A 23,774-nucleotide genomic window follows, 5' to 3' on the forward strand; every position below is an offset into this window, starting at 1 on the left:
TCTAATTCATTCTCCCCTGCATTTTCGGTGTCCACTCATCGACCCCCCCCTTTTCTCCCAGCCAGAGGTGCCGGTCGGCATCGATGGCGATCGCATAAACATGTTCGTTCGTCAGCCCCTCGCGGGGGGTAAGGTTCATCCACTCTCGGCCGTCGAAGCGGGAGACGCCGTGGTTGGTCCCGAACCAGATCGCCCCGTCGGCCGGATCGACCGTGATCGCATAAACGATGTTGCCGGCGAGACCGTCATCCGTCGTGTAGTTCTTCCAGGTCGCGCCGTCGAAGCGGGCGGCGCCCCCTCCCCACGTTCCGAACCATTTGTTCCCGTCGCGGTCGATTGCCATCGAGAAGACATAATTTTCATTGTAGGTTTCGTTGCCGCCCGGATCGAGGATCGAGAGGTCGTGCCGGTGTTTGTAGTCGTCCATCTCCGATTTGGAGAGGGTGCCGAAACCGGTGTTCTCGCTCCGGGTCAGTCCCAGCTTATTGGGCGCCCCGAGACCATCCTCGTGGCGCCATGTCTTCCAGTTTCCTTGCGGGTCGAGGCGGCTGACCCCTCCCTCCGTTCCGAACCAGACCGATTGGTCCCGATCGATCGCCAACGCATAGACCCATCGATCGGCCAAGCCGTCTTTGGTGTTGTAATTTTTGAACGTGGTTCCATCAAACCGGCTGACCCCGTTCCAGGTGGCGATCCAGGTCGTCCCGTCCGCGGCGAAGTCGATTCCGTAGACCCAGAAGTCGGCGAGGCCGTCGGAGGGAAGGTAGGTCTTCCAATCTTTCCCGTCAAAGCGGCTGATTCCCCCATTGTTGGTCCCGAACCAGTGAACCCCCCTCGGGTCTTTCTTCATCGTGAAGATATAGGGGCTCTTCAATCCATCCGCCGTCGTGTAGGTTCCAAGGGCTTCTCCGGTGCGCCGGGCGACCTTGATGATCCCTTCGGAGGTCCCGACCCAGAGAAAATCACCGTCCGCCAGAAGCGAGCGGACGTAACTTCCTTCACCGGTGCTGAAACTCCCCGTCAAAAGGTAGGGGCCGCCCCTTCCATGCGGCGGAACTCCCGGAGGAAACGACGGAGCGACTTTCCGCTCTTCCGTAACAGGGGCCGCCTGCGGAAGAGTCGGTTTTGGGTTGACCTGATTGGGATCGCGTCGACAGCTGATAAGGGAGAGAATCAGAAAGGCGAGCAACAGGGGAAGTCCGATGCCCCGGTTCATTACAACGGTTCCTCGGGGGGGACCTTCTTCTCCTCATCGAGCTTGGAGAGGACCTCCTCGAGATGGAAGAGCCTTCGGGTCGCCTCCAGAATCATATTGCCGTTGGTCGAGTGGGCCTCTTCCTTCAACACGGTCAGAGGGCTGTGGAGGAGCTTGTTGACGATCGAGCTGGTGAGCCCCTCCAGCATCTCTCGTTGGGCCGGGGTCAACGGTCCGAGCTTTCCGACGATTTTTTCGATCTCCGCTTTGCGGATCTCTTCGGCCCGGTCTCTTAAGGCGACGATCATCGGAACGGCATCGAGCGACTTGAACCAGCGGGAGAAGCGCTCGATCTCCTCGTCGATGATCTGATCCGCCTTGAGCGCTTCTTGTTCCCGTGCGCGAAGGTTGGTCTCCACCGCCAGCTGCAGATCGTCGATATCGTAGAGAAAGACGTTGTCTAATTTGTTGATCGCCGGGTCGATGTTCCTCGGCACGGAGATATCGATGAAGAAGATCGGCCGGTTCTGGCGGATGGCGATCACCTTCGAGACCTCTTCAACCCCGATTAAGTAGCGCGGGGCGCCGGTGGAACAGAGGACAATATCCGATTCGGCCATTTGCGCCACGAAATCTTCGAACTTCACCGGGACGCCGTTGAACTCTTTCGCCAGCTCCAGGGAGCGCTCGTAGCTCCGGTTTGCGATGGCGACCGACTGGACGCCGTTGCCGACGAAGTGGCGCGCCGCCAACTCGGCCATCTCACCGGCGCCAAGCAGAAGGGCCGATTTCCGGTCGAGTTTCCCGAAAATTTTTCTCGCGAGCTCGACCGCCGCGAAGCTGATGGAGACGGCATTCTCGGCGATCTTCGTTTCGGTCCGGACCCGTTTCGCCACCGAGATCGCCTTTTTGAAAACCTTGTTCAGAACGACCCCGGTGGTTTTATGGAGGATCGCTTGATCGAAGGCATCTTTGATCTGGCCCAAGATTTGAGGCTCTCCGATGATCATCGAATCGAGGCTGGAGGCGACGCGGAAGAGGTGGCGAAGACCGTCCCCGGCGGCATACATGTAGAGGCAAGGGGTGAGGACGTCGGGGGAAATGCCCGGCTGGTAATGGATCAGGAAATTTTTGATCGCTTCGAAACCCTTCGTCGTCTCCTTGACCATGGCGCAGACTTCCACCCGATTGCAGGTGGATAAGATCAGGCCTTCCTCGATGACGGGATTCGACTTCAGTCGATAGAGGGCCTCTCCGATCTGTTTTTCGGAGATCGAAAAGCGCTCCCGAATTTCAACCGGCGCGGTGCGATGGTTGAGACCGACGATCACGATATTCATGACGTTTTCTTCCGTTGCGCCATCTTCAAAACATCAGACCAAAAGCGATCAGAGGCGGTTTAAGCCAGGGTGACGAAAATAAAAACGACCCCCACAAAGCCGATGATGGCGAGGTGGGCCGCTTTCTTCGCCCTCCATCCAATCGTAATCCGGCCGTGGAGGACCATCAAGTAAAAAAGCCAGGTTCCCAAAGAAAGCGCCTGTTTTGGATTGTTCTGGATCCAAAACGAACCGATCGAATACTGCGCCCAGAGCGCTCCCGAAATAATGCCGAGGGTCAGAAGCGGAAATCCGAGCAGGATGGCTTTCTTGTTCCACTCGTCGAGCAGATCGAGGGAGGGGAGCTTATAATAAAGCGGACTGAATTGTTTCGATTTCAGGAAACTTTCCTGGAGAAGATACATAATTCCGGCGATGAATGCAATCGCGAAGGCGACGATGCCGAGCAGAGAAAGGGTGGTATGGATGCCGAACCAGATGGTCTTCAGCGTCGGGTCGAGGGTGCGGATTTCATCCGGAAGGGCCGCCGCCGAGACCAGGGAGAGAAAGGCGAGCGGGAGGATAAAAGATCCGAGGATGTCGATCCCGTAGCGGAACTCCACCAGGAAAAAAGCGAGAACGATCGCCCAGGAAAAAAAGGAAATGGCTTCATGGAGGTTGGTGAAGGGGATGTACCCGGCCTCCCTGATTTGGGCGACCAGGGCAAGGGTGTGGAAGATAAACCCGGCGCCTGTCACCACGACGGCCAGCTTTTGACTCCAGGAAGCATCGGCAAACGATCCGGTCGCGGAATCGGTTTCCGAGTTTCCGAAAATCGGTTTTTTGGGGAGGCGTTCTCCTTTTCGACCCCAGAGGTTAAACAAGAAAAAGGTGGTGCCGAGGAAATAAAAAAGGAGGGTGACTTTAAAAAATAAAACATTTAGCATCGAAATCAGATTCGCTTTAAGGGTGACACATTATAGCCGTTGGTCAAAAGGGTGTCAAGCTTAATTCCAAGAGAGAACAAGGGTTTGTGTATCCGGTGGATCGGGTTGTTCGTTGACAAAGAATCGGTGAAAGTGATAGATTTAAAAATAAATCTTTCGGTAATGATGGGAAGGACATCAATCATGTTGGTCCAGATGAAGGTGCGGGGTCTCATGTTTGACCCCTATAATAATGCCTATATTATTATTCTTCGAGACGAAGAGAATACCGAAGTGTTGCCGATTTGGGTCGGAAAGCCGGAGGCCAACGCCATCAGCCTGGCGTTGGAAGGGGTGTTTACCCCCCGCCCGATGACCCACGACCTCATCAAAAATGTCTTGGATTCCCTCGATGCGAAGATCATCAGCATCGTTGTAACCGACCTAAAAGAGAATACCTATTTTTCAAAAATTCATCTCATGTACGGCGATTCTGAATTCACGATCGACTCCCGGCCCAGCGATGCCATTGCCCTGGCGCTTCGCGTCGATGCCCCGATCTTTGCGACCGAAGGGGTCATCAAAAAGCAGAGTTCCGAGGAATTGGACCGCTGGCTGGAGAATCTCCGGCCTGAAGATTTCGGGAAGTACGACACCTAAGCGGGCGGCATCGATCTCCTATCAAATTCAAATGTATGATCGTATAAAGAGTGGTATGATGATCAGCGGAAGAGGGGGGAAAGGTGCAGGTCTATCTCAACGAAAATGTCTTCATCGGTTTAATCCTCTCTGCCGTGGAAGTGTACAAGAAAGAATGCTTCGGTCTCCTCTTGGGCTATCGTAACCCCGATAAGTTCATTGTCGAGCATGCGATCCCCTATCAAAGCGTCAAGCGGGGCCATAGCTGGACGGAGCTGCGGCCTGAAAAGTGGCGAATCATTACGGAGGTCCTGAAGAATTTTCCGAAATTGGATGTCATCGGGGACTTCCATTCTCATACAATGTACCGCGATATCCGGGCGCACGTCACCCTTAGCTCGGAAGATATCCAATACATGGCCGACGATGATCTCCAGATCGTCATTGCAATCAACGAGAACAAGCGGTCGCGGTCGAGACTTTTTCAGTTTGACCACACGGTCTCGGGCTCGCTCGACAAGTATCAGTTTAAGATTGCAGCCTATTATTTTGAAAACGGCCGCAAGAATGGGAACAGCCGTCCCAGGCTTGCGGAAATATGGGGTCCTCTCTCCACAAGAATAGAGCGGGTATAAATGAGACTTTCACCGGAAAATCCTCCGATCATGAAACGAACATTCCTCTTTTTTATATTTGGTTTTTTATTTTTCGGGTGCGTCGGCATCGACGACCTCTCCCGGGAGGACTACCGCAGGGGGGTTCTTTATACCAGTAGTCTTTCAACGGAAACGATCGCCGTCATGCCGATGGTCGGACGGGGGGCGAACCGCGACTATACGAAAACGGCCGAGAAGATCTTCTACCGGGCGCTGACCGAAATGCGGCAGCAAACACAGTTGATTTCACCTGAAGAGGGGCGCGCCAGAGTTGAAGCGAGCAATCTCGGTCCATTGCTGGAACGACTGAAGAAAGAATTGTCGTTTAAAAAGGTCGCCGAAGAGAAGGATGTCGCCGAGCTAAAGAAGGTCTTCGGAACGCGCTTTCTCCTGCAGACCGAATTGCAACAGGTAGAGGTGATTGAAGGGGCGACACACGTTCGCCTCCAAGGCCGGTTGTGGGATATTGAAATGGGCGATATCATCTGGGAGGGAACGGGGGAATCGAGAGGATATCTCTTTCTCTTTTTCCCGCGCATTCCGGCCAGTTTCGAAAAAGCGGCGGAGGTGGCGAGCCGAGGTCTTATTAAGCGGCTGCCGTAAGCGATCATTACGGAAGGCGCCGGGTTGGCGACGTCGATGAGCAAAGAACCTAGGAAGGCAGGGAGTCAGAGATGAATATCCCACTGAAAGTGCACGCGGTGGTCTCCGATCCGAATACGGAAGCACAGATCGTCATCTTAAAGGATGAACAGAACGTGGAGCTTCTTCCGATTTGGGTGGGGACGACCGAAGGAAACGCGATCCGATTTGCGCTGGAAGGGATCGTCCCGCAGCGTCCTCTCACACATGATCTTCTGCGAGACCTGTTGACCCATCTGAGCATTCAGATGGAAAAGATCGTCATTCATGATCTCAACAACAATACCTATTTCGCGACCCTTTATCTGGTGCATCGGCGGACATCGGAGCAAGAGGGAACAGGCTCCGGAGAGTTTACGATCGATGCCCGACCGAGCGACGCCATTGCGTTGGCCCTTCGCGCCGGGGTTCCGATCTATGTCACCGAAGAGGTGCTCCGAAAGAAGTCGTCGGAAAATTTGGACGAGTGGCTCGAAAGACTCAAACCGAAAGATTTCGGCTCCTACAATGCGTGAGGGGACCCGCCGGGTCGCCCCCAATACCCCCCGTTTCAATCTTTCCCCTTGACAAAAGACCGATCATTGTATAAAAATACACTACTTTACAGCGTTTAAATGAAGGATAAAGATGAAAACAACGGCAGTGAAAGAGTCCGATATTCAGAGAAAGTGGTTCGTCGTTGATGCGGACGGCAAGGTCTTGGGTCGCATGGCGACGCAAGTTGCGGCGGTTCTTCGTGGAAAGCATAAGCCGGTTTTTACTCCCAACCAGGACCTCGGAGATCATGTGGTCGTCATCAACGCGGCGAAGGTTGTTTTGACCGCCGGCAAAGCGGTCAAAAAGAAATATTATCACCACAGCGGTTATATGCGGGGGGGACTGAAGGAGACAAACGCGGAGAAGATGCTGCGGGAGAAGCCGGAACGGCTTGTCACCTACGCGATTGCCGGAATGCTCCCGAAGACCAAGCTTGGCAAGGCGATGGCGAAGAAATTGAAAGTCTATGCCGGGCCCGACCATCCGCACCAGGCGCAGCAACCACAAGCTTTTGCAGTAAAAGAAAAAGAAAGGGGTTCATGATCATGGCGGCAACCCGTTATTTTGCCACAGGAAAGAGAAAGAACGCCACCGCGCGGGTTTATTTGGAGCCGGGAGAGGGGAAGATCTTGGTGAACGGCAGGCCGTCGGATGAGTATTTCCCCCGCCAAGCCTGGAAGTATCTCCTCATCCAGCCCTTCCAATTGACGGAGACGGTCGGACGATACAACGCCGTTGCCACGGTTCATGGCGGCGGACTGACCGGCCAGGCCGGCGCGCTCCGTCACGGCATCTCCAAGGCCCTCTTGGAAGCGATCCCCCAATCACGGACCGCTTTAAAGAAAGAAGGATTGCTCACCCGCGATCCGAGGGTCAAAGAGAGAAAAAAGTATGGGCAAAAGGGAGCCCGCAAGCGGTTCCAATATTCAAAACGGTAAAGGTTCTTTTCACCTCGCACTTGATCGGGAAGGTCGAAAGACCTTCCCTTTTTTTTAAGTAAACATCGGGACCAGAGGTCCCTTGCATAAAGATAAGTGATGAGATGACCCTCAAAGTCGCCATCGCCGGCGCCACCGGTTATACGGGGGGAGAATTGCTCCGGCTTCTCTCTCAACACCCCCATGTCGAGGTGGTCAGTGCGACCTCCGAGCAGTCGGCCGGAGAGCCGCTCGTTCATCGGCTCCCCTCGTTAAAAGGGTATTACGACCTGACGCTGGAATCCTTTGATCCGAAGAAGATCGCCGAAAAGGCCGATCTGGTCTTCCTCGCTCTCTCCCACACAAAAGCAATGGAACCGGCGCGGCAGCTCATCGATCTCGGCAAAAGGGTGATCGACCTCTCCGCTGATTTTCGCCTCCGATCTGCCCCGCTGTATGAGCGCTGGTACCAGTTGCCCCACTCCCGCCCCGAGCTCTTGAAGGAGGCGGTGTACGGTCTGACCGAGGTCTACCGAAGCGAGATCGCAAAAAGCCATCTCATCGCGAATCCCGGCTGTTATCCGACCGGGGCGCTGCTGCTCCTCTATCCCTTTTTAAAGGCCGGGTGCATCGATCCAAGCCGGGAGATCATCATCGATTCGAAGTCGGGAATCTCGGGGGCGGGACGGACTCCCTCCGCAAAGGCCCACTTTACCGAGGTCAACGAAGGAATGGCGGCGTACAACGTCGGTGTTCACCGACATCTCCCTGAGATCGAACAGGAGATTCGGCGGATCGGCCAACAGAAGATGACCGCTCTCTTCACCCCGTACCTTCTCCCGGTCAACCGGGGGATATTGACGACGATCTATCTTCCGTTAAACGAAAAGTTCACACAGAAGAAGATCGATTCGGTTTTGGACCTCTATCGGGGCGAGCCCTTTATCCGGAGGTTCGACGGCGCGCCGAACCTGAGTCAGATTCGCGGATCGAACTTTTGCGACATCGGCGCCTTTGCGACCCCCTCCGGTCGGACGGCAATCCTCATGTCGGCGATCGATAACCTGGTCAAAGGGGCGTCGGGACAAGCGATTCAGAATATGAATGTCATGATGGGATGGGACGAGCGGCTTGGCCTGATGTCGCCGGGGATCTTCCCCTAAACGCTTTTCATTTTGGATGAACGATGGAACAGATTGAAGGGGGGATCACCGCCGTCGACGGCTTTACGGCGGCAGGAACATTTGCCGGGATCAAGAAGATGGAGAAGCCCGATCTCGCATTAATCTTCTCCGAGAGCGTCTGCAACGTGGCGGGGGTCTTTACCAAGAACCGATTCCAAGCCGCCCCGCTTCTGCTCGATCGAAAGCACCTTCGAAAGAAAAAGGGCCGGGTGATCATCGCCAACAGCGGCAACGCCAATGCCTTCACGGGGGCGCGGGGCGGCCGGGATGCAGGAGCGATGGCCGAGGCGGCGGCGCGGGCATTGAATGTCCCGATCGCGTCGGTCTACGTCGCCTCGACCGGGGTCATCGGCGAGTTCCTGCCGATCGAGAAGATCACCGGCGCGGTTCCGCGGTTGGCCTTGCAGCTTTCGCGAAACGGCGGCCGCGCGGCGGCGGAAGCGATTATGACGACCGATACCTTTCCGAAAGAGGTCGCCTTCACCGGGAAGGTCGGTCGAGAAGAGGTCCGGGTCGGTGGGATCGCCAAGGGTTCCGGAATGATCCATCCGAACATGGCGACGATGCTTGCCTTCTTGGCGACCGATGTAGCGATGGAGCCCCGTCTGCTTCAGGAGGCGCTCCGGCAAGCGGTCGATCGTTCGTTCAACCGCACCACCGTCGACGGCGACACCAGCACGAACGACATGGTCCTCTGTTTCGCCAGCGGACAGCGGGGAAAAGAGATCCGATCCAAGGGGACGGCCTACGGCCAGTTTGTCGTCCTGTTGGAGGCGGCCTGCCTCTCGCTTGCCAAGATGATCGTCCGGGACGGGGAGGGGGCGACGAAGCTGATCGAGATTAAGATCACCGGCGCCCGGAGCGATTCGGCGGCCCGACGGATTGCCGAGTCGATCGCCTGCTCCAGTCTGGTCAAAACCGCCTTTTTCGGAGAGGATGCCAACTGGGGACGGATTGTTGCGGCCATCGGCAATGCCGGAGTTCCGGTCGATCCGGAGCAGGTCGATCTTTCCTTCGGCCCGGTGGCGCTCGTCCGTAAGGGGGTCTACCAAGGAAAGGATGCGGAATCGAAGGTGGCGGTCCTCTTGAAACAAAAGGAGATTGAATTGACGGTTCACCTCCATTCCGGCAGGGGTCGCGCCGACTTCTGGACATCCGATCTCAGCCTCGACTATGTCAAGATCAATGCGGCGTACCGGAGCTAAGATGAGGAGAAGAGATCCTTTTTTCCTATTGCAAATTCGGCTATAATTATGTTACTTTTTAAAATCTCATCATTTGAAATTCCTGTGATCGAGATCGTGTAACACCTTCAACAATCAACACAAAATTCACACGCTCCCCGCTGGGGCTCGGTCCCCGACCGAAAAAAGCGCAGGTCGGGTCGCCCTTTTTGTCCATGAGGCAATCAGTGCGTAAAAGCGGGAGCGGAGGCTCAGACCAAAATAAGGAGAAGCAATGACTGAAATGAGAGAATTACTTGAAGCGGGTGTTCATTTTGGACACCAAACCAATCGTTGGAATCCGAAGATGGCCAAATATATCTTCGGGGAGAGAAATGATATTTATATCATCGATCTTCAGAAAACCGTTAAGAAGTTCGCGGAAGCGACCGATTTCGTCCGAGACCTTGTGGCGCATGGAGAGACGATCCTCTTCGTCGGAACGAAGCGGCAGGCGCAGGAGATCGTGGAGGCCGAGACGAAGCGGTGCGGCATGTTTTATGTGAACCATCGGTGGCTGGGGGGGATGCTGACCAATTTCGCCACCATCCGGAAGAGTATTGAAAAGTTAAAAAAGTTCGAATCGGCGCGCGAAGACGGGACCCATGAGCGGCTGCCGAAAAAAGAAGTGCTCCAGATGGAGAAAGAGCGGGAGCACCTCGAGTGGAATCTCGGCGGAATCAAGGATATGCGGAACCTTCCGGCGGCGATCTTCGTGATCGATACGATGAAAGAGCGAACCGCCGTGTTAGAGGCGAACCGGCTGGGGATCCCGGTCATCGCCATTGTCGATACGAATTGTGATCCCGATGAGATCGATTATGTCATCCCGGGCAACGACGATGCGATCCGTGCGATTCGTTTGATCACCAGCCGGATGGCCGATGCGGTCTTGGAGGGTCGGCGTATTCGGGAGAAGACGCAGACCGAGCGGCCGGCTTCCGCTTCCCAGCAAGAGGTGAAGCCGGAACCGGTGATGGCCGCGGCGGAGGGAGAGCCGGGAGCGTCTGCCTCGTAAGCGCCACCTCGGGCTCTGATTTCTTGTAGAGATATTTTAGAAAGGAAACGGAATGTCGGCAGTCGATACGATTAAAGAGTTACGCGAGAAGACAGGGGCCGGTATTATGGATTGCAAGGCCGCCCTGGCGCAGTCGCAAGGGGACCTCTCCAAGGCGATTGATTATCTCCGGCAGAAAGGGCTTGCGACCGCCGCCAAAAAAGCGGGGCGGGAGACGCGCGAAGGGAGCATCGGCTCCTACATCCACTTCGGCGGAAAAATCGGCGTTTTGGTCGAGGTGAGCTGCGAGACCGATTTCGTCGCGCGAAATCCGGAGTTCCAGGAGTTCGTTCGAGATATCGCGATGCAGATCGCCGGCTCGACCCCCCCGCCTCAGTATATCCGGCGCGAGGAGGTTCCCGCGGAGGTGATCGAGAAGGAGCGGAACATCTATATCGCTCAGGCGCGTGAGACGAAAAAGCCGGAGGGGGTGATCGCTAAAATCGCCGAAGGAAAACTCGAGAAGTTTTTTGAGGAGATCTGCCTGCTGGAGCAGCCGTTCATCAAAGATCCTCAGACCAAGATCAAAGATCTATTGGCACAGAAGATTGCGAAGGTCGGGGAGAACATGCACATCCGACGGTTTACGCGATATCAGTTGGGTGAAGGGGAGGCTTAGGGCCTCCGCTCCATCCATTCCATGCCGAACGAAGCCAACGGCGCCTTTGCCGTTCGCTCCGGCGGTGTTGCCCTTTCCATCTATTAATAGGATCGCCTAATAGGATCGCCGCCCATGTCCGACGCCAAATATCGAAGAGTTCTCCTGAAAGTCAGCGGGGAGGTATTGGCGGGTGACCAGGGGTACGGGATCGATCCCAAGATGCTCGACACCATCGCCGAGGAGATCAAAGAAATCGCCTCGATGGGGGTTGAGACGGCGGTTGTGATCGGCGGCGGAAACATCTTTCGGGGCATCGCCGGGAGCGCCGCGGGAATGGAGCGGACCTCGGCCGATTACATGGGGATGTTGGCGACCGTTCTTAATGCGCTTGCTCTCCAGAATATCCTCGAAAAGAAGGGGGTCTTCACCCGCGTTCAGTCGGCGATCGAGATGAAAGAGCTGGCCGAGGGATACATTCGAAGAAAGGCAATCCGTCATTTGGAAAAAAAACGGGTGGTCATCTTCGCGGCCGGGACCGGCAATCCTTATTTTTCGACCGATACGGCGGCGGTGCTCCGAGCGATGGAAATCGGCGCCGAAGTAATCTTAAAGGGAACCAAGGTCGACGGTGTCTTCGACCGGGACCCGATGAAAGATCCGGCGGCCCGCAAGTTCTCCGAGCTGACCTTCTTCGAGGTGATCGAGAAGGGATTGAAGATCATGGATTCCACCGCGGTGACTCTTTGCATGGATAATAATCTTCCGCTGATCGTCTTCAACGTTAAAGAAAAAGAAAACATCCGCAAGGTCCTCACCGGCGAGCGTGTGGGAACGATTATTAGAAAGTCGCGATGATTTTATAGGTCCTATACGACTTATAGGACCTATAAGACCTATAAAAGGATTTTCATGTTTTCTGACGCGAAAAAGAAAATGCTCGAGAAGATGGAGGCTTCCCTCCAACACCTGAAGGTGGAGCTCTCCGGCGTTCGAACCGGCCGCGCCTCCTTGGTCCTCTTCGATTCCGTTCAGGTCAATTATTATGGAGCAACCACTCCTTTAAAGCAGATCGCGACCCTTTCCATCCCCGACAGCAGAACGGTCCTCATTCAGCCATGGGATACCAGCCAGCTTCCCGAGATGGAAAAAGCGATCTTGGGCTCCGGGCTGGGACTCACCCCCTCCAACGATGGAAAGGTCATCCGGATCAGCATCCCTCCTCTGACCGAAGAGCGAAGAAAAGATCTCGTGAAGCTGGTGAAAAGGATCGGGGAAGAGTCGAAGGTGGCGATCCGAAACATCCGGCGCGATACGAACGAAGAGCTCAAATCGCTGCAGAAGGACGGAACACTGACGGAGGATGCGCTCCGCAAAGCGCAGGATGAAGTTCAAAAAATGACCGACCAAACGATCACCAAGGTCGATGAAATCTTAAAGAAGAAAGAAGCGGAGATTCTGGAAGTTTAAGTGAAAGTCTAGACGGCGTGTCGTTTCACGGTTCTCATGGTTGCGGATAGGAGGTCGTCGATGGGTTTTCGGGTTCAGCTTTTCTTTAAACGATCCTTAGTCGGTTATTTGGTCATTGCCACAGTGGTTCTTGGACTCCTCTCCGCTTTCCCGACCTCCGAAGGTTGGGCGATGTTTCTCCCCTCCAATCAGACCTCTTCGATCCGCCAAGAGGATCTTTCCAAGATACAGACCGTTCTCGAATCAAAAATGATTCACCAACGCCTGGCCGATCTCGGTTTAAGCCAAGAAGAAATCACTTCCCGGCTGGCGCAGCTCTCCGATCAGGAAGTCCATCAAGTCGCCGGTCAGATCGATTCCCTTTATGCCGGGGGGGACGGGCTCGGGGTGGTGATCGCGCTTCTGGTGATCGCGATCCTCGTGGTGATTCTACTTCAACTGACCGGGCACAAAGTCATCATCACAAAGTAGATCGAATGTGAGCCGACTTCATCGTACGGGGCCTGTTGATGAGATCCAGCCGATTTCTTCCGGGATGATCCCGGTTCTGTTGCGATCTTCTCTGGCGATTCTTTTCTTTGCACTCGTTTCAGCCTGTGCCCCGGCGGGTCAAATGCGTTCTCCCTCCCCGGAGGCGCTTCGGTTAAACGTTCCTTATTTCCCCCAGCAGGTGGGCCTTTGCGGTCCGGCGTCATTGACCTCCGTCTTGCACTACTGGCGGGAGGAGATTTCGGTGGAGGAGGTGACGCGCGCCGTCTATCTTCCGGAGTTAAACGGGGCGTTGGGGATCGATCTCACCCATTTCGCGCGGAAGAAGGGGATGCGGGCCGAGAGCTACGCCGGCAGCCTCCCCGATGTCAAGAAACATCTCTCGCAAGGCATTCCCCTGATTGCATTTTTGAATCTGGGGGGACGCGTTTTCCCCGTCGGTCATTTTGTCGTCATTACCGGCCTGGATGAAACGCGGGAAGAGGTGATCGTCCACTCCGGATTAGAAGAGAACAAACCGATTCCGTATCAAACCTTTGTCGCAGCCTGGGAGAAGACGAATTATTGGACGCTTCAAGTCGTTCCCCGAAGCGCAAGTTAACCCCGATGGGACTCGCACGGACGCTGCTTCTCCTTCTCCGGTTTGGGCTCCTTTTCGGGCTCGCCGGCTGCGGCGCCGTTCCCAAAGTCGTCATTCTCAACGACCCGCTCTCCGGTGAAGAGCATCTTCAACTCGGGCTTTCTTATGAAGCGCGGGGGGCGTGGGACCTGGCGATCGTGGAATATCAAGCGGCGCTCGACAAGGGAGGATCCCCCTCGGTGATCCAGGGCTACTTGGGAAACGTTTACTACGCAAAGAAAAATTACGCCGCCGCGGAACAGGCCTATCGAAAGTCGCTCCGTCTCGACCCTCGGAACGCTCCCATTCTCAATAATCTGGCGTCGCTTTATCTGATCGAAGAGAGAGATCTGCTCGAAGCGGAGCGCTGGGTTCAGCAGGCGATCGAGGTCGACCCGGCGCGAAAGCCCTACTATCTCGACACCCTCGCCGCCATTTACCTGGCGCGCGCCGAATACGAACCGGCCCTCGCCGCGGTCCGGGAGGCGAAGGCGTTGTCTCCCTCCGATCCGCTTCTTCTGAAACAGCTGAGCGAACAGCAGAATCATGTGCTAGAATTGCTCGAAGAAAAAAACTCGAACGGCGCGGCCGCTCCGGTGGAATCGAATCCGGACGGCCGGGCCGACGAGGAAGAGGATTGAGCGAGGGAATAAAGATGGATGTTCGAAGACGCGCAGCCGGCGTGGCGGAGATTGATCTCTCGGCGTTGCGCCGCAATCTTCAGCAGGTCAAGAAGCGAATCGGCCGGAGGGAGATCTTAGCGGTCATCAAGGCGAACGCCTATGGCCATGGCGCCGTCCCGATCGCGCAATTTCTGGTGGGAGAGAAACGGTCGATGGAGATCAGCCTGCTCGGGGTCGCTTATTTGGAGGAGGCGATCCAGCTTCGAAAGGCCGGGATCACCCATCCGATATTGTTGATGACCGGCTGCCCGATCGAGCAGATTCCGGAAATCGTCCGATATCAGCTCACCCCTCTTCTCTTCGACGCGGCGTCGCTTGCCGCCCTGAGCCGGTATGCCGCGCGGCGGGGGGAGCGGGTGAACGTCCATGTCAAACTCGATACCGGCATGGGACGCATCGGCCTGCCGGTTTCCGAAGCCCTCCCGTTCATTCAAACGGCGATGGAACAGAAGGGGATTCGGGTGGAAGGAATTCTGACCCACTTTGCCGAGGCCGATCTGAAGGATCTCTCTTTTGCCAAGAAACAGTTTGAGGCGCTGAAGCAAATCTGGACCGCGCTTCAGAAGGCGAAAATGAAAGTCCGCTATTGCCATCTCGCCAACAGCGCTGCTATTATGCACTTCGGCGCGGCGCACTTTAACTTGGTCCGGCCGGGGTTGATGCTCTACGGGTATTCCCCTTTGGAAGAGGAAACGGAGATCCCGCTGAAGCCGATCCTCCAGCTTCGGGCCCGCGTCATCGCAGTGAAAAAAGTTCCCGCGGGGACTTCCATCAGCTACGGGCGCACCTTCTTCACCCGGCGGGAGAGCCTCATCGCCACCGTGTCGATCGGTTATGCAGACGGTTATCCGCGGCTTCTCTCCAACCGCGGGGTAATGATCGCCAAAGGGCAACGGGCGCCGGTGGTGGGCCGGGTCTGCATGGACATGACGATGCTCGATGTCACCGAGGCCCCTTCCCTGAGCGTCGGCGACTGGGTCACAGTGATTGGGGAAGAAGGTGGCGAAGCGGTCTGGGCCGACGAACTCGCCCGCCAGGCCGAGACCATCCCGTATGAGATTCTCTGCGGGATCGGGGAGCGGGTTCCGAGAATATACAAGGAGAGGTGAGGCAAAATATAGGTCGTATAAGACCCATAAGACCGATACTCTTATGCGCTACTTCGAAAAAATAGGGAGCTGGCTTCTTGGCTTTTTGACGGAGGTGGGGGCGATCGCCCTCCTTTTCATCAAGGCGTTCCTTTGGACGTTCCGGCCCCCGCTTCGTTTTCGGAACATCGCCCGGCAGATGGAGGCGGTGGGGGTCGAGTCGATCCCGGTCGTCCTGATCACCGCCACCTTCACCGGGATGGTCCTGGCGCTGCAGAGCTACACCGGTTTCCAGCGGTTTAATGCCGAGGGGCTGGTCGGGACGGTCGTCGCCCTTTCGATGACGCGGGAGCTCGGGCCGGTCCTGACGGGGCTGATCGTGGCGGGGCGCGCGGGGGCGGCGATGGCCGCCGAGCTCGGGACGATGAAGGTGACCGAGCAGATCGACGCCCTGGCGTCGATGGCGGTCGATCCGGTCCAATATCTGATTACGCCGAGATTGCTCGCGGGGATGTTGATGCTTCCGCTCCTGACCGTTTTTTCGGATTTCATCGGCATCATCGGAGGATACCTGATCTCGGTGCAGATGCTAGAGGCGAATCCGGGGATCTATATCCGCCGGACGATTCAGTATCTGGAGCCGAACGATATTTGGGGGGGGCTCTTGAAGGCGATGGTTTTCGGCACCCTCATCGCGACGATCAGCTGCTATAAGGGATTTAATACGCAAGGGGGGGCCGAAGGGGTCGGGCGGGCGACCACCGGGGCCGTCGTCATCGCGGAGATGCTCATTTTGATCTCCGACTATTTCCTGACCGCCTTTCTCTTTTAGAATGATTTAGGAGGGGAAAGGTCATGAAACCGATGATAGAGCTGATCGATGTAAAGAAAAGTTTCGGCAACAACCATGTCTTGCGGGGGGTGAACCTCCAGGTCGAGGCCGGCGAGAACATGGTTGTCATCGGGGGGAGCGGAACCGGGAAGAGCGTTATTCTAAAGCACATCATCGGCCTGATGAGGCCCGATTCCGGACGCATTCTCATCGACGGGGTCGAAATCGAGACCCTCCCCGAGAGAGATCTGAGCGAATTTCGGAAGCGGTTCGGGATGCTCTTCCAAGGGGCGGCCCTTTTCGACTCGTTGAGCGTTTGGGAGAATGTCGGCTTCGGGCTCCGGGAGCATACCAGTTTTCCGGCTGAAAAAATCCGGGAGATCGCCCGCAAGAAACTGGAAATGGTGGGGTTGAAGGGGATCGAGGATCGGATGCCGGCCGATCTCTCCGGAGGGATGAAGAAGCGGGTCGGCTTGGCGCGGGCGATTGCGATGGATCCGAAAATTATTCTTTACGACGAGCCGACCACCGGACTCGATCCGATTATGTCCGACGTCATCAACGAGCTGATCTGCCGGATGAACAAACAGCTTCAGGTGACCTCGGTTTCGATTACGCACGACATGAAGAGCGCATATAAAATCGCCGATCGGATTGCGATGCTCTATCAGGGTAAAATTTTAGAGGTCGGCACCCCCGAGGAGATTCGGAACAGCCCCAACCCGGTGGTCCAACAGTTCATCACCGGGAGCGCGGTCGGCCCGATCACCGTGGGGGAGGGGATCGGCGGTCCAAAGAGCGAGGATAAGGAAGCGTAAACACTTATCTCTCATTTTTACTTACTTCGATAAGGAGATCCATTGAAGGGAATCACCACTGAAGCAAAGGTCGGAATCGCTGTCCTTGTCGGTCTTCTTCTCCTCACGTATATGACTTTCAAGGTCGGCGGATTCGCCTTTCTTCAGGAAGAGGGGTATCGCCTCAATGCCACATTCAGCTCCGCTTCGGGTCTTGATCGACGGGCTCCCGTCCGGGTGGCGGGGGTCGAGGTCGGACAGGTGGAGAGTATCGAGCTGGTGGACGGGGGCGCGAAGGTGACCCTCAAGATCCAATCGGAGGTTAAGATCCGGAAGGGGGGATACGCCGCAATCCGGTCGGAAGGGCTCTTAGGGGATCGCTATGTGGAGATCGTCCCCGGCACGGAGAATACGTTTTGGGGGGACGGGGAGACGATCCCGGTCCAGGAGGCCTCCGCGGACCTTGAAAACTTAATGACCCGCTTCTCCAGCATCGCCGACGATGTGAAAGCGGTCACCACGTCGCTCCGGGAGGTTCTCGGGAGCGAGGAGGGAAAACAGAACCTGAAAGAAGTTTTGGAGAACGCGAAAGGGCTGACGAAAGGGATCAACGAGTGGGTCCAGAAAAATCAGGAGCCGCTCAGCCGCTCGATCGCTAATTTCGAGTCGTTCTCCGCGTCGCTCAAAGAGGAGGGGAATGAGCTCGTGGAGAGCCTCGCCCGGATGGCCCAAAAGATGGAGCGGGGGGAGGGAACCCTCGGCAAGTTGATCAACGATGAAGAGGCCTATGAGAAGCTGACCCGCGCCCTGGATGACCTCGGCGATTCGCTGAAGGGGGTGGAGGCGATCACGGCCAAGGTCGAGCGGGGCGAAGGGACCATCGGAAAGCTCTTCACCGATGAGAGCGCCTACGAAAATATTAACAGCGCCCTGGAAGGGATCGGCAACGCGGTCGGCCGGATCGAAAAATTCCGGACCTATGTCGGCTTCCGAAACGAATATCAGCTTCAGGAGAGCCAAAACAAAGGCTATTTCACGCTCCAACTTCAACCCCGCGCCGACAAATTCTACCGGGTGGAGATTGTGGATGATCCGCGGGGGAGCGTCCGCGAGAAAACCACGGTCATCACCACCGACGGGGTGCCGACCACCGTCACCGAGCTGGAGACGCAGCGCCGGTTAAAGCTCTCCGCCCTCTTCGGAAAGCGGGTTTCCAACCTCGGTCTCCGGATCGGTCTCGTTGAGAACACTTTCGGCGCCGGGGCCGACTACTTTTTATTTAATGAGGCCTTCCGGGTCAGCGTCGACGTTTGGGATTTCAACAGCGACGATCCCTTGTCGGAGCGGGCGCATCTGAAGTTGACCACCGCCTATACCCTCTTTAAATACATCACTTTCGAAGCCGGCTATGACCAGATCCTCAACAATGATCTGAATACCTTTTTCATCGGCGCCGGGCTTCGGTTTGAAGATGATGATCTGAAATATCTCATCGGCTCCATGGCCACCGCGGCCTTTTAAAGGACGCCTGCGCCGGTCTTCGAAAAAGAGATGAATCACTTTCGGCTTGTGTGATTCCGGTCACACGAAAGGCGAAAGGAAATCTTCGGCACGTTTTTCAATTCATCTCCGTCATCCCAGTCCGACTTTCCATTAGAGTGTCTCCCTTCTTTTGTTCCGATTGATCCGATCTAAGGAAAATATCAAAAGGAATTAAAGCGGTTGCCCTATGGCCGATGGATCACGTTTTGGTATGCTTGCGCTTTGTCTTTATCACGACCCTTTATGGATGGAGCGCGGCATGTACCGATGGCGGCAATGGGCGATTCTGGTCAGTTCTTTTTTTCTATCGGTCGGTGTTGCAGAGGCGCAGACGATCTGGTGGGACACCGGGATGGTCAAGCTCCGCCAAGCCAACGGCGGCGCGACGGGAGATCCGGTCCCTGCCGGAATCGATCTCTGCGCCGCCGCGGGATGCAGCGAGGGAGGGGTGACCCTCTCCGCCGGGCGAAACGAGTTCGAGCCTTTTCAGATTTTCATTGCCGCCTCCTCTTCCGCGCTCTCTCAAGTCAACGTCACAATCACCGACCTCACCGACGGTCGGGGGAACGTCATTGCCGCGCTTGCCAACGGCCGTCCTAAAAATATCGTTATTTACCGCGAGCATTATCTCCCCGTCACTTCCGCCTCTTCTTCGGAAGGAAAATTAGGACTCTGGCCGGACGGTTTGGTTCCCAAGGTCGATGAATATTTCGGCGAGGTCCGGCGGATGCCGGGGGAGACCGCGCCGGCCTTTCCGTTTAACGTCGCCGCGAATCAGAAGCAGGGGATCTGGGTCGATCTGTATGTTCCGCAGGGGAGCCCCGCCGGCCTCTACCGGGGGACGGCCCAGGTGACGATCGGGAGCGCCGTCGCCGCCACGATTCCGATCCGGCTGACGGTCCGAAATTTTGACCTTCCCTCCATTCCTACTTTAAAAACAGCCTATGCGGTCGGAATCGGCGAGGCGAAGACCGGCCATTACGGCACCGCCGAGGTCGGGGACGACAAGTACTGGGAGATCATCTGTCTTTATACAAAGGAGATGCTGCTCCATCGGGTCTCGAACGAAAACGCCATCTGGCCGAGGCCGGTCTGGAGCAACTCCCTCGGAGGGATCAATTGGTCGCTCCCGGCGATCTCGACCACCTGCAACCAGCGGTATCCGGAGTTTCTCAGCGGCGGGGATCCCAACCTCCTTCCGAACGGAAAGCTCCCGGGGACGAAGCTGACCCGGGCCCGGATGCGGGACGGAACGGGGTTGAGCGCCACCGGCGTGGAAACGGTCGCTTATTACCGGGATTACATCCGGTACATCGCCGACAAGGGATGGAAATCGCAGCTTTTCTATTATCTCTGGGATGAGCCTCCTTATCCCTCGGTGAGCGGGGTCCGGCGGTGCGACCAGAATTACAGCGGCGGCGCCTCGACCGCCTGGAGAGAGGTCTACCAGAAGGCGAAATTTTTCAAGGACAACGCCATCGACATTCCGATCATGATCACCAGCAGCCGGCAGGCGAGCGAAGATTGCTTTACGAATTATTTGAACGTTCCCGATTATACCCGTTATCTCGACATCTGGACCGTCCCCAACGTTTGGATGAATGGAAAACCGACCGGCGGTTTCCCTTTCAACACCAACCTTCGGCGCAGCTATGACACGATCATCGCCCCCGGAAAGGAGCTCTGGTGGTATCACGCCTGCGGCAGCCACGGCTGCGGCGGGTCGGAGACCGGATATCCCACCCCGATGGCCGACCTGCCGGCGATCTACAGCCGCGCCTTTGAGTGGCTGACCTATCAATACCAAATCGGCTACGCCGCGCCGGGTCCCGGCACTCAACTCTATTTCGATACGGTCTACGCCTATCAATTCCCGGCCAACGATCCGTGGAAAAACATCTACTACTTCAGCGGCAACGGCGACGGCACCTTCTTTTATCCGGGCCGTCCCGACAAGATCGGCGGGACAAGGCACATTCCGATCCCGAGCATCCGGCTGAAGATGCTCCGGGAAGGGATCGAGGATTACGAATATCTCACCCTCGTCGAGACAAAAAAGGAAGAGGAAGGAGCCGACGGAAAGGCCTGGATCAAAGAAAACATCCTCGATCCTTACATGGCGGCGGTCGATCCGGCGGACGGGGCGAGAAAATTGATCACCTATGTCTGGAACAAAAATCCGGGCAGCCCTACATCTAGCAACGGACTCCTGCGGGCGAGGGAAGAATTAGCCAAAGTCCTCTCCGCACAGCCCGATTTTACGATCGCCGCCGCTCCCACCTCCGCCTCGGTGGTGGCCGGAGGGACGGCCACATCGACGGTGACGATCTCTTCGAAGGACGGCTTTAATGCTTCCGTCGGAATCGATTGCGATGCTTCCCATCCGACCGTGACCTGCGGGTACAATCCCGCCTCGATCCTCCCGCCGATCAACGGCAACGCCTCTTCCACCCTGACGGTGAGAACGCAAGCGACGACGCCGATCGGAAACCATACGATCACGGTGAACGGGGCGGCGGGAGATCTCTCCCACCCGGCGACGTTCACCCTCACGGTGAAACCGGCGCCCGATTTTCAGTTGGCGGCCTCCCCCGCCTCACTCAGCACAACGGCGGGAGGAACGGCGGCTTCTACACTGACGGTTTCATCCGTCAACAGCTTTAATTCTTCGGTCTCCCTGACCTGCACGACCTCCAATCCCGGCGTAACCTGCAGCGATGTCGGCGCCGCCGTCACCCCGCCGGCCGACGGATCGGGCTCGACCACGGTGAATCTCCGGACGCGCGCCACCCTTCCGGCCGGAAGTTATTCGATCACAGTGAGAGGAACCTCCGGGAACCTGCTCCGTCAGGCGACCCTCGCGCTGACGGTGACCGCCCCTCCTCCCGCGAACGTCAGCGATTCGTTCGATCGGGACAACAACACGAGCTTGGGGGCGAACTGGAACGAGTACATGGTCGATTTCGAGATCAACGGGAATCAGGTCCGCAACCTTGATGCCGCCAGCCAGGAGGCGCGGTGGACCCTATCGATCGGGGCGGATCAGGATGTCTCGGCCGACTGCAAGACGACCGCCGCCGGCAGCAGCTGCGGGGTGATGGCGCGGTGGTCGAATGCAAATAATTTTTATTATGTTCGACTCGATGCCGGAATGGGAGATGTCGCTCTCTTTAAGAAGGTGAACGGCGTCTATACGAAACTGGCAATGACGGCGCGGCCGATCGGCTACAACACCTATTACCGGCTCCGTTTGGTGATCAAAGGGAGCACGATCAATGTTTACTTCGCCGGGGAAGGGGCGCCGGCGATCGCCGTCAGCGATTCCTCTCTTGCCACGGGAGCGTATGCCGGGATTCGTTCCTACGCCTCCGCGATCGGGACCACCTGGTTTGATCATTTCCATGTGGTCTCCGCCTCAGGTAATTCTCTGAGCGATTCGTTCGATCGGGCCAACGGCACGAGCCTGGGAGTGAATTGGAGCGAGTATATGGTCGATTTCGAGATCAACGGGAATCAGGTCCGTAATGTAGATACGGCCGCCCAGGAGGCGCGCTGGACCCCTTCGATCGGCGCGGACCAGGATGTCTCGGCCGATTGCAAGACGACTGCCGCCGGCAGCAGCTGCGGGGTGATGGCGCGGTGGTCGAATGCGAATAATTTTTATTATGCATTGCTCGATCCGGGGCTGGGGAGTACGGCCCTTTTCAAAAAGGTGAATGGCGTCTTCACGCGGCTGGCGACAGCGAATCGGGTCATGAGCTTCAATACGTATTATCGGGTTCGCCTGGTTACCAAAGGGAGCACGATTCAGGTTTACTTCGCCGGGGAGAGCGCCCCGGCCATCACCCTCACCGACACCTCCCTGAGTAGCGGAAATCACGCCGGAATCCGTTCCTATGCGGCTTCCGCGTTCGCCACCGCTTTTGATCACTTTAAAGTCACCGCCGCTCCGTGAACCTTGTAAAGAGCGGACCTCTCATCCCGGGAGATGCCCCTCGCGACGGCATCTCCCGGTCCCTTCACTCAATTCTCAATCGTCATGCAGATTCTCGGATCGCTTTACCAAGGAGGTCTTTTTCCCTTCCGGTCTCCGCTTGAGCTGAACTCAGGAGCGATAGATTGTCTGCATCCTTTACGAGAAATCTTTGAAAAGGTTCTTGACAAGTGTCAACCATTTTAAATATGATGGGGCAGCTTCATACCCTTATTCGGGCCGCGCGCTTCTTCGGACGCGGCATCCGACCTGAGTCATCAGGGTACGATGCAAGACAGAAGGCATGCCACAACAACACTAGAAATGCCTTCCACGGCGGCGGGGAAGTGGGGCTTATTTGGAATTGTTTTATATGGGGAAGAATCCCCCTTCACTGTGGAAGCACAATAAGCAACAATATTCAAGCGTTTCCCACCGTTACTTGGTAACAGTCAATAAATATGAATCAAGTAACAGGGGAGCCGGGGGGCTCTCTGATGATTAATACTTCAAAAAAAGGAGATAAACAGATGAACAGGTTTGTCAGGCTATTCGGTACCACAGTTGCTGTCAGTCTGTTGTCTGCGACGTTCGTTTTCGCAGCATCATACTCGGAAGCGCCCGTATCCGGCGGCGGAACGGTCACCGGAAAGGTGACTTTCAAGGGGCCGCAGCCTCCGCCGGAAATGTTTGATCTTGCGAAGTTTCCTCAAGCGGAATTTTGCGGCAAGGTCGATTCCAAAGACGGAAAAAGAATGAGACAGGATGTTAAGGTAAAAGACGGCGCCTTGGCCGACGTGGTCGTATTTATCGAGAAAATCGAAAAAGGAAAGCCGTTCCCGGCAGGTGCGGAGGAGACCAAAATGGTCTCGGATAACTGCCGGTTCTTGATCGACGGAGGTCCTTCCAAGGCGGTCGGCGTGATCTTGACGAAGGACAGCGGCAAGAAAGGGGTTCTGAAAGTGACCAACCTGGATGCCGACCCGAGCGACCCGAAAACCGCGGAAGGGGTGCTCCACAACCCGCACGGTTATGACGTGAAAGGTTCGATGAACACCACCATCTTCAACAAGCCTGTTCCGAAAAAGGGCCAGACGCTTGATCTTGAGGTTTTAGCGAGATGGTTTAAGAAGTCGGAATCTTTCTTGAAGGTGGAGTGCGATCAGCACAACTACATGAACGCCTGGGCGCTTCCGGTCGACAATCCTTATTATGCGATCGTCGGCGACGATGGAAGCTTTTCCATCGATCAGGTCCCGCCGGGTAAATACACCATCAAAGCCTTCCATCCTGCTTTGGGCTTCCAGAAAGGGCAGGTCGAGGTGGCGGCCAACGGAAAGGCAACGACGAATTTCGAGTTCTCCAAATAAGAAAAGACGGAGCGTAAG

Annotated in this window: 24 protein-coding genes; 21 read left to right on the forward strand and 3 right to left on the reverse strand. The window is 56.3% G+C overall.

Annotation, left to right across the window (positions count from 1 at the left end; genetic code table 11):
• Position 1 precedes the first annotated feature (1 nt).
• The 3 genes from MNODULE_RS08120 to ccsA are packed head-to-tail and all read right to left on the reverse strand — an operon-like array spanning position 2 to position 3,461.
• A complete protein-coding gene (locus tag MNODULE_RS08120) occupies positions 2 to 1,216 on the reverse strand; it encodes a ligand-binding sensor domain-containing protein (protein ID WP_168058928.1) in 1,215 nt (404 codons plus the stop codon).
• Entirely contained in the window at positions 1,216 to 2,535 is a 1,320-nt protein-coding gene (gene hemA / locus MNODULE_RS08125) for a glutamyl-tRNA reductase (protein ID WP_168058929.1), read from the reverse strand. Before hemA ends, MNODULE_RS08120 begins: the two co-directional genes overlap by 1 nt.
• A gap of 59 nt (positions 2,536 to 2,594) precedes the next feature.
• Positions 2,595 to 3,461 carry a cytochrome c biogenesis protein CcsA gene (gene ccsA, locus MNODULE_RS08130; protein WP_168058930.1) on the reverse strand — a complete coding sequence of 289 codons (867 nt, stop codon included), beginning with the start codon at positions 3,459 to 3,461 and terminating at the stop codon, positions 2,595 to 2,597.
• 183 nt (positions 3,462 to 3,644) lie between these two features.
• Between ccsA and MNODULE_RS08135 the strand changes: the two genes are divergently transcribed.
• The 21 genes from MNODULE_RS08135 (at position 3,645) to MNODULE_RS08235 (ending at position 23,756) form a co-directional block, all read left to right on the forward strand.
• On the forward strand, positions 3,645 to 4,100 hold the full coding sequence (locus MNODULE_RS08135; RefSeq protein ID WP_168058931.1) for a bifunctional nuclease family protein: 456 nt from the start codon (positions 3,645 to 3,647) through the stop codon (positions 4,098 to 4,100).
• Positions 4,101 to 4,183: 83 nt separating this feature from the next.
• On the forward strand, positions 4,184 to 4,714 hold the full coding sequence (locus tag MNODULE_RS08140) for an MPN domain-containing protein (protein WP_168058932.1): 531 nt from the start codon (positions 4,184 to 4,186) through the stop codon (positions 4,712 to 4,714).
• A gap of 30 nt (positions 4,715 to 4,744) precedes the next feature.
• Complete coding sequence (locus tag MNODULE_RS08145; RefSeq protein WP_168058933.1) at positions 4,745 to 5,338, forward strand: hypothetical protein; 594 nt, start codon at positions 4,745 to 4,747, stop codon at positions 5,336 to 5,338.
• 71 nt (positions 5,339 to 5,409) lie between these two features.
• Positions 5,410 to 5,892, forward strand: coding sequence for a bifunctional nuclease family protein (locus MNODULE_RS08150; RefSeq protein WP_168058934.1), 483 nt, complete (start codon positions 5,410 to 5,412; stop codon positions 5,890 to 5,892).
• A gap of 112 nt (positions 5,893 to 6,004) precedes the next feature.
• Positions 6,005 to 6,457, forward strand: coding sequence for a 50S ribosomal protein L13 (gene rplM / locus MNODULE_RS08155; protein ID WP_168058935.1), 453 nt, complete (start codon positions 6,005 to 6,007; stop codon positions 6,455 to 6,457).
• Positions 6,458 to 6,459: 2 nt separating this feature from the next.
• Positions 6,460 to 6,852, forward strand: a complete 393-nt coding sequence (gene rpsI / locus MNODULE_RS08160; protein ID WP_181071007.1) for a 30S ribosomal protein S9 — start codon at positions 6,460 to 6,462, stop codon at positions 6,850 to 6,852.
• Positions 6,853 to 6,956: 104 nt separating this feature from the next.
• The gene (argC, locus tag MNODULE_RS08165) at positions 6,957 to 7,994 is read left to right on the forward strand and encodes an N-acetyl-gamma-glutamyl-phosphate reductase (protein ID WP_168058937.1); all 1,038 of its coding nucleotides are present in this window, start codon (positions 6,957 to 6,959) and stop codon (positions 7,992 to 7,994) included.
• 23 nt (positions 7,995 to 8,017) lie between these two features.
• Positions 8,018 to 9,220 (forward strand): bifunctional glutamate N-acetyltransferase/amino-acid acetyltransferase ArgJ, encoded by a 1,203-nt coding sequence (gene argJ / locus MNODULE_RS08170; protein ID WP_168058938.1) that lies wholly within the window; start codon positions 8,018 to 8,020, stop codon positions 9,218 to 9,220.
• A gap of 253 nt (positions 9,221 to 9,473) precedes the next feature.
• Positions 9,474 to 10,256, forward strand: a complete 783-nt coding sequence (gene rpsB / locus MNODULE_RS08175; RefSeq protein ID WP_168058939.1) for a 30S ribosomal protein S2 — start codon at positions 9,474 to 9,476, stop codon at positions 10,254 to 10,256.
• A 52-nt stretch (positions 10,257 to 10,308) separates the two neighbouring features.
• Complete coding sequence (gene tsf, locus MNODULE_RS08180; RefSeq protein WP_168058940.1) at positions 10,309 to 10,914, forward strand: translation elongation factor Ts; 606 nt, start codon at positions 10,309 to 10,311, stop codon at positions 10,912 to 10,914.
• A 114-nt stretch (positions 10,915 to 11,028) separates the two neighbouring features.
• Positions 11,029 to 11,751, forward strand: coding sequence for a UMP kinase (gene pyrH / locus MNODULE_RS08185; protein ID WP_168058941.1), 723 nt, complete (start codon positions 11,029 to 11,031; stop codon positions 11,749 to 11,751).
• Between the two features lie 54 nt (positions 11,752 to 11,805).
• Positions 11,806 to 12,363 (forward strand): ribosome recycling factor, encoded by a 558-nt coding sequence (gene frr / locus MNODULE_RS08190; protein ID WP_168058942.1) that lies wholly within the window; start codon positions 11,806 to 11,808, stop codon positions 12,361 to 12,363.
• A gap of 60 nt (positions 12,364 to 12,423) precedes the next feature.
• Entirely contained in the window at positions 12,424 to 12,834 is a 411-nt protein-coding gene (locus MNODULE_RS08195) for a PA2779 family protein (RefSeq protein ID WP_168058943.1), read from the forward strand.
• Positions 12,835 to 12,976: 142 nt separating this feature from the next.
• Positions 12,977 to 13,453, forward strand: a complete 477-nt coding sequence (locus MNODULE_RS08200) for a C39 family peptidase (RefSeq protein ID WP_168058944.1) — start codon at positions 12,977 to 12,979, stop codon at positions 13,451 to 13,453.
• A 5-nt stretch (positions 13,454 to 13,458) separates the two neighbouring features.
• Complete coding sequence (locus MNODULE_RS08205) at positions 13,459 to 14,112, forward strand: tetratricopeptide repeat protein (protein WP_168058945.1); 654 nt, start codon at positions 13,459 to 13,461, stop codon at positions 14,110 to 14,112.
• Positions 14,109 to 15,263 (forward strand): alanine racemase, encoded by a 1,155-nt coding sequence (gene alr / locus MNODULE_RS08210; RefSeq protein ID WP_168058946.1) that lies wholly within the window; start codon positions 14,109 to 14,111, stop codon positions 15,261 to 15,263. Before MNODULE_RS08205 ends, alr begins: the two co-directional genes overlap by 4 nt.
• A 43-nt stretch (positions 15,264 to 15,306) precedes the next feature.
• Entirely contained in the window at positions 15,307 to 16,074 is a 768-nt protein-coding gene (locus MNODULE_RS08215) for an MlaE family ABC transporter permease (RefSeq protein ID WP_168058947.1), read from the forward strand.
• A gap of 23 nt (positions 16,075 to 16,097) precedes the next feature.
• Positions 16,098 to 16,892, forward strand: coding sequence for an ABC transporter ATP-binding protein (locus tag MNODULE_RS08220; protein ID WP_168058948.1), 795 nt, complete (start codon positions 16,098 to 16,100; stop codon positions 16,890 to 16,892).
• Between the two features lie 42 nt (positions 16,893 to 16,934).
• A complete protein-coding gene (locus tag MNODULE_RS08225) occupies positions 16,935 to 18,392 on the forward strand; it encodes an MlaD family protein (protein ID WP_168058949.1) in 1,458 nt (485 codons plus the stop codon).
• A 280-nt stretch (positions 18,393 to 18,672) separates the two neighbouring features.
• Positions 18,673 to 22,368 (forward strand): glycoside hydrolase domain-containing protein, encoded by a 3,696-nt coding sequence (locus MNODULE_RS08230; RefSeq protein ID WP_168058950.1) that lies wholly within the window; start codon positions 18,673 to 18,675, stop codon positions 22,366 to 22,368.
• Between the two features lie 773 nt (positions 22,369 to 23,141).
• Positions 23,142 to 23,756, forward strand: coding sequence for a carboxypeptidase-like regulatory domain-containing protein (locus tag MNODULE_RS08235; protein WP_168058951.1), 615 nt, complete (start codon positions 23,142 to 23,144; stop codon positions 23,754 to 23,756).
• The last annotated feature ends 18 nt before the right edge of the window (positions 23,757 to 23,774 follow it).

Origin of the sequence: Candidatus Manganitrophus noduliformans, from assembly GCF_012184425.1 — a bacterium.
Classification (GTDB): Bacteria; Nitrospirota; Nitrospiria; order SBBL01; family Manganitrophaceae; genus Manganitrophus; species Manganitrophus noduliformans.

Excerpts from the sequence above, each read along its gene's own strand:
- MNODULE_RS08120 (WP_168058928.1), bottom strand. The coding sequence starts at position 1,216 with ATGAACCGGGGCATCGGACTTCCCCTGTTGCTCGCCTTTCTGATTCTC.
- hemA (WP_168058929.1), bottom strand. The coding sequence starts at position 2,535 with ATGAATATCGTGATCGTCGGTCTCAACCATCGCACCGCGCCGGTTGAA.
- ccsA (WP_168058930.1), bottom strand. The coding sequence starts at position 3,461 with ATGCTAAATGTTTTATTTTTTAAAGTCACCCTCCTTTTTTATTTCCTC.
- MNODULE_RS08135 (WP_168058931.1), top strand. The coding sequence starts at position 3,645 with ATGTTGGTCCAGATGAAGGTGCGGGGTCTCATGTTTGACCCCTATAAT.
- MNODULE_RS08145 (WP_168058933.1), top strand. The coding sequence starts at position 4,745 with ATGAAACGAACATTCCTCTTTTTTATATTTGGTTTTTTATTTTTCGGG.
- MNODULE_RS08150 (WP_168058934.1), top strand. The coding sequence starts at position 5,410 with ATGAATATCCCACTGAAAGTGCACGCGGTGGTCTCCGATCCGAATACG.
- rplM (WP_168058935.1), top strand. The coding sequence starts at position 6,005 with ATGAAAACAACGGCAGTGAAAGAGTCCGATATTCAGAGAAAGTGGTTC.
- rpsI (WP_181071007.1), top strand. The coding sequence starts at position 6,460 with ATGGCGGCAACCCGTTATTTTGCCACAGGAAAGAGAAAGAACGCCACC.
- argC (WP_168058937.1), top strand. The coding sequence starts at position 6,957 with ATGACCCTCAAAGTCGCCATCGCCGGCGCCACCGGTTATACGGGGGGA.
- argJ (WP_168058938.1), top strand. The coding sequence starts at position 8,018 with ATGGAACAGATTGAAGGGGGGATCACCGCCGTCGACGGCTTTACGGCG.
- rpsB (WP_168058939.1), top strand. The coding sequence starts at position 9,474 with ATGACTGAAATGAGAGAATTACTTGAAGCGGGTGTTCATTTTGGACAC.
- tsf (WP_168058940.1), top strand. The coding sequence starts at position 10,309 with ATGTCGGCAGTCGATACGATTAAAGAGTTACGCGAGAAGACAGGGGCC.
- pyrH (WP_168058941.1), top strand. The coding sequence starts at position 11,029 with ATGTCCGACGCCAAATATCGAAGAGTTCTCCTGAAAGTCAGCGGGGAG.
- frr (WP_168058942.1), top strand. The coding sequence starts at position 11,806 with ATGTTTTCTGACGCGAAAAAGAAAATGCTCGAGAAGATGGAGGCTTCC.
- MNODULE_RS08195 (WP_168058943.1), top strand. The coding sequence starts at position 12,424 with ATGGGTTTTCGGGTTCAGCTTTTCTTTAAACGATCCTTAGTCGGTTAT.
- MNODULE_RS08200 (WP_168058944.1), top strand. The coding sequence starts at position 12,977 with ATGCGTTCTCCCTCCCCGGAGGCGCTTCGGTTAAACGTTCCTTATTTC.
- MNODULE_RS08205 (WP_168058945.1), top strand. The coding sequence starts at position 13,459 with ATGGGACTCGCACGGACGCTGCTTCTCCTTCTCCGGTTTGGGCTCCTT.
- MNODULE_RS08215 (WP_168058947.1), top strand. The coding sequence starts at position 15,307 with ATGCGCTACTTCGAAAAAATAGGGAGCTGGCTTCTTGGCTTTTTGACG.
- MNODULE_RS08220 (WP_168058948.1), top strand. The coding sequence starts at position 16,098 with ATGAAACCGATGATAGAGCTGATCGATGTAAAGAAAAGTTTCGGCAAC.
- MNODULE_RS08230 (WP_168058950.1), top strand. The coding sequence starts at position 18,673 with ATGTACCGATGGCGGCAATGGGCGATTCTGGTCAGTTCTTTTTTTCTA.
- MNODULE_RS08235 (WP_168058951.1), top strand. The coding sequence starts at position 23,142 with ATGAGACAGGATGTTAAGGTAAAAGACGGCGCCTTGGCCGACGTGGTC.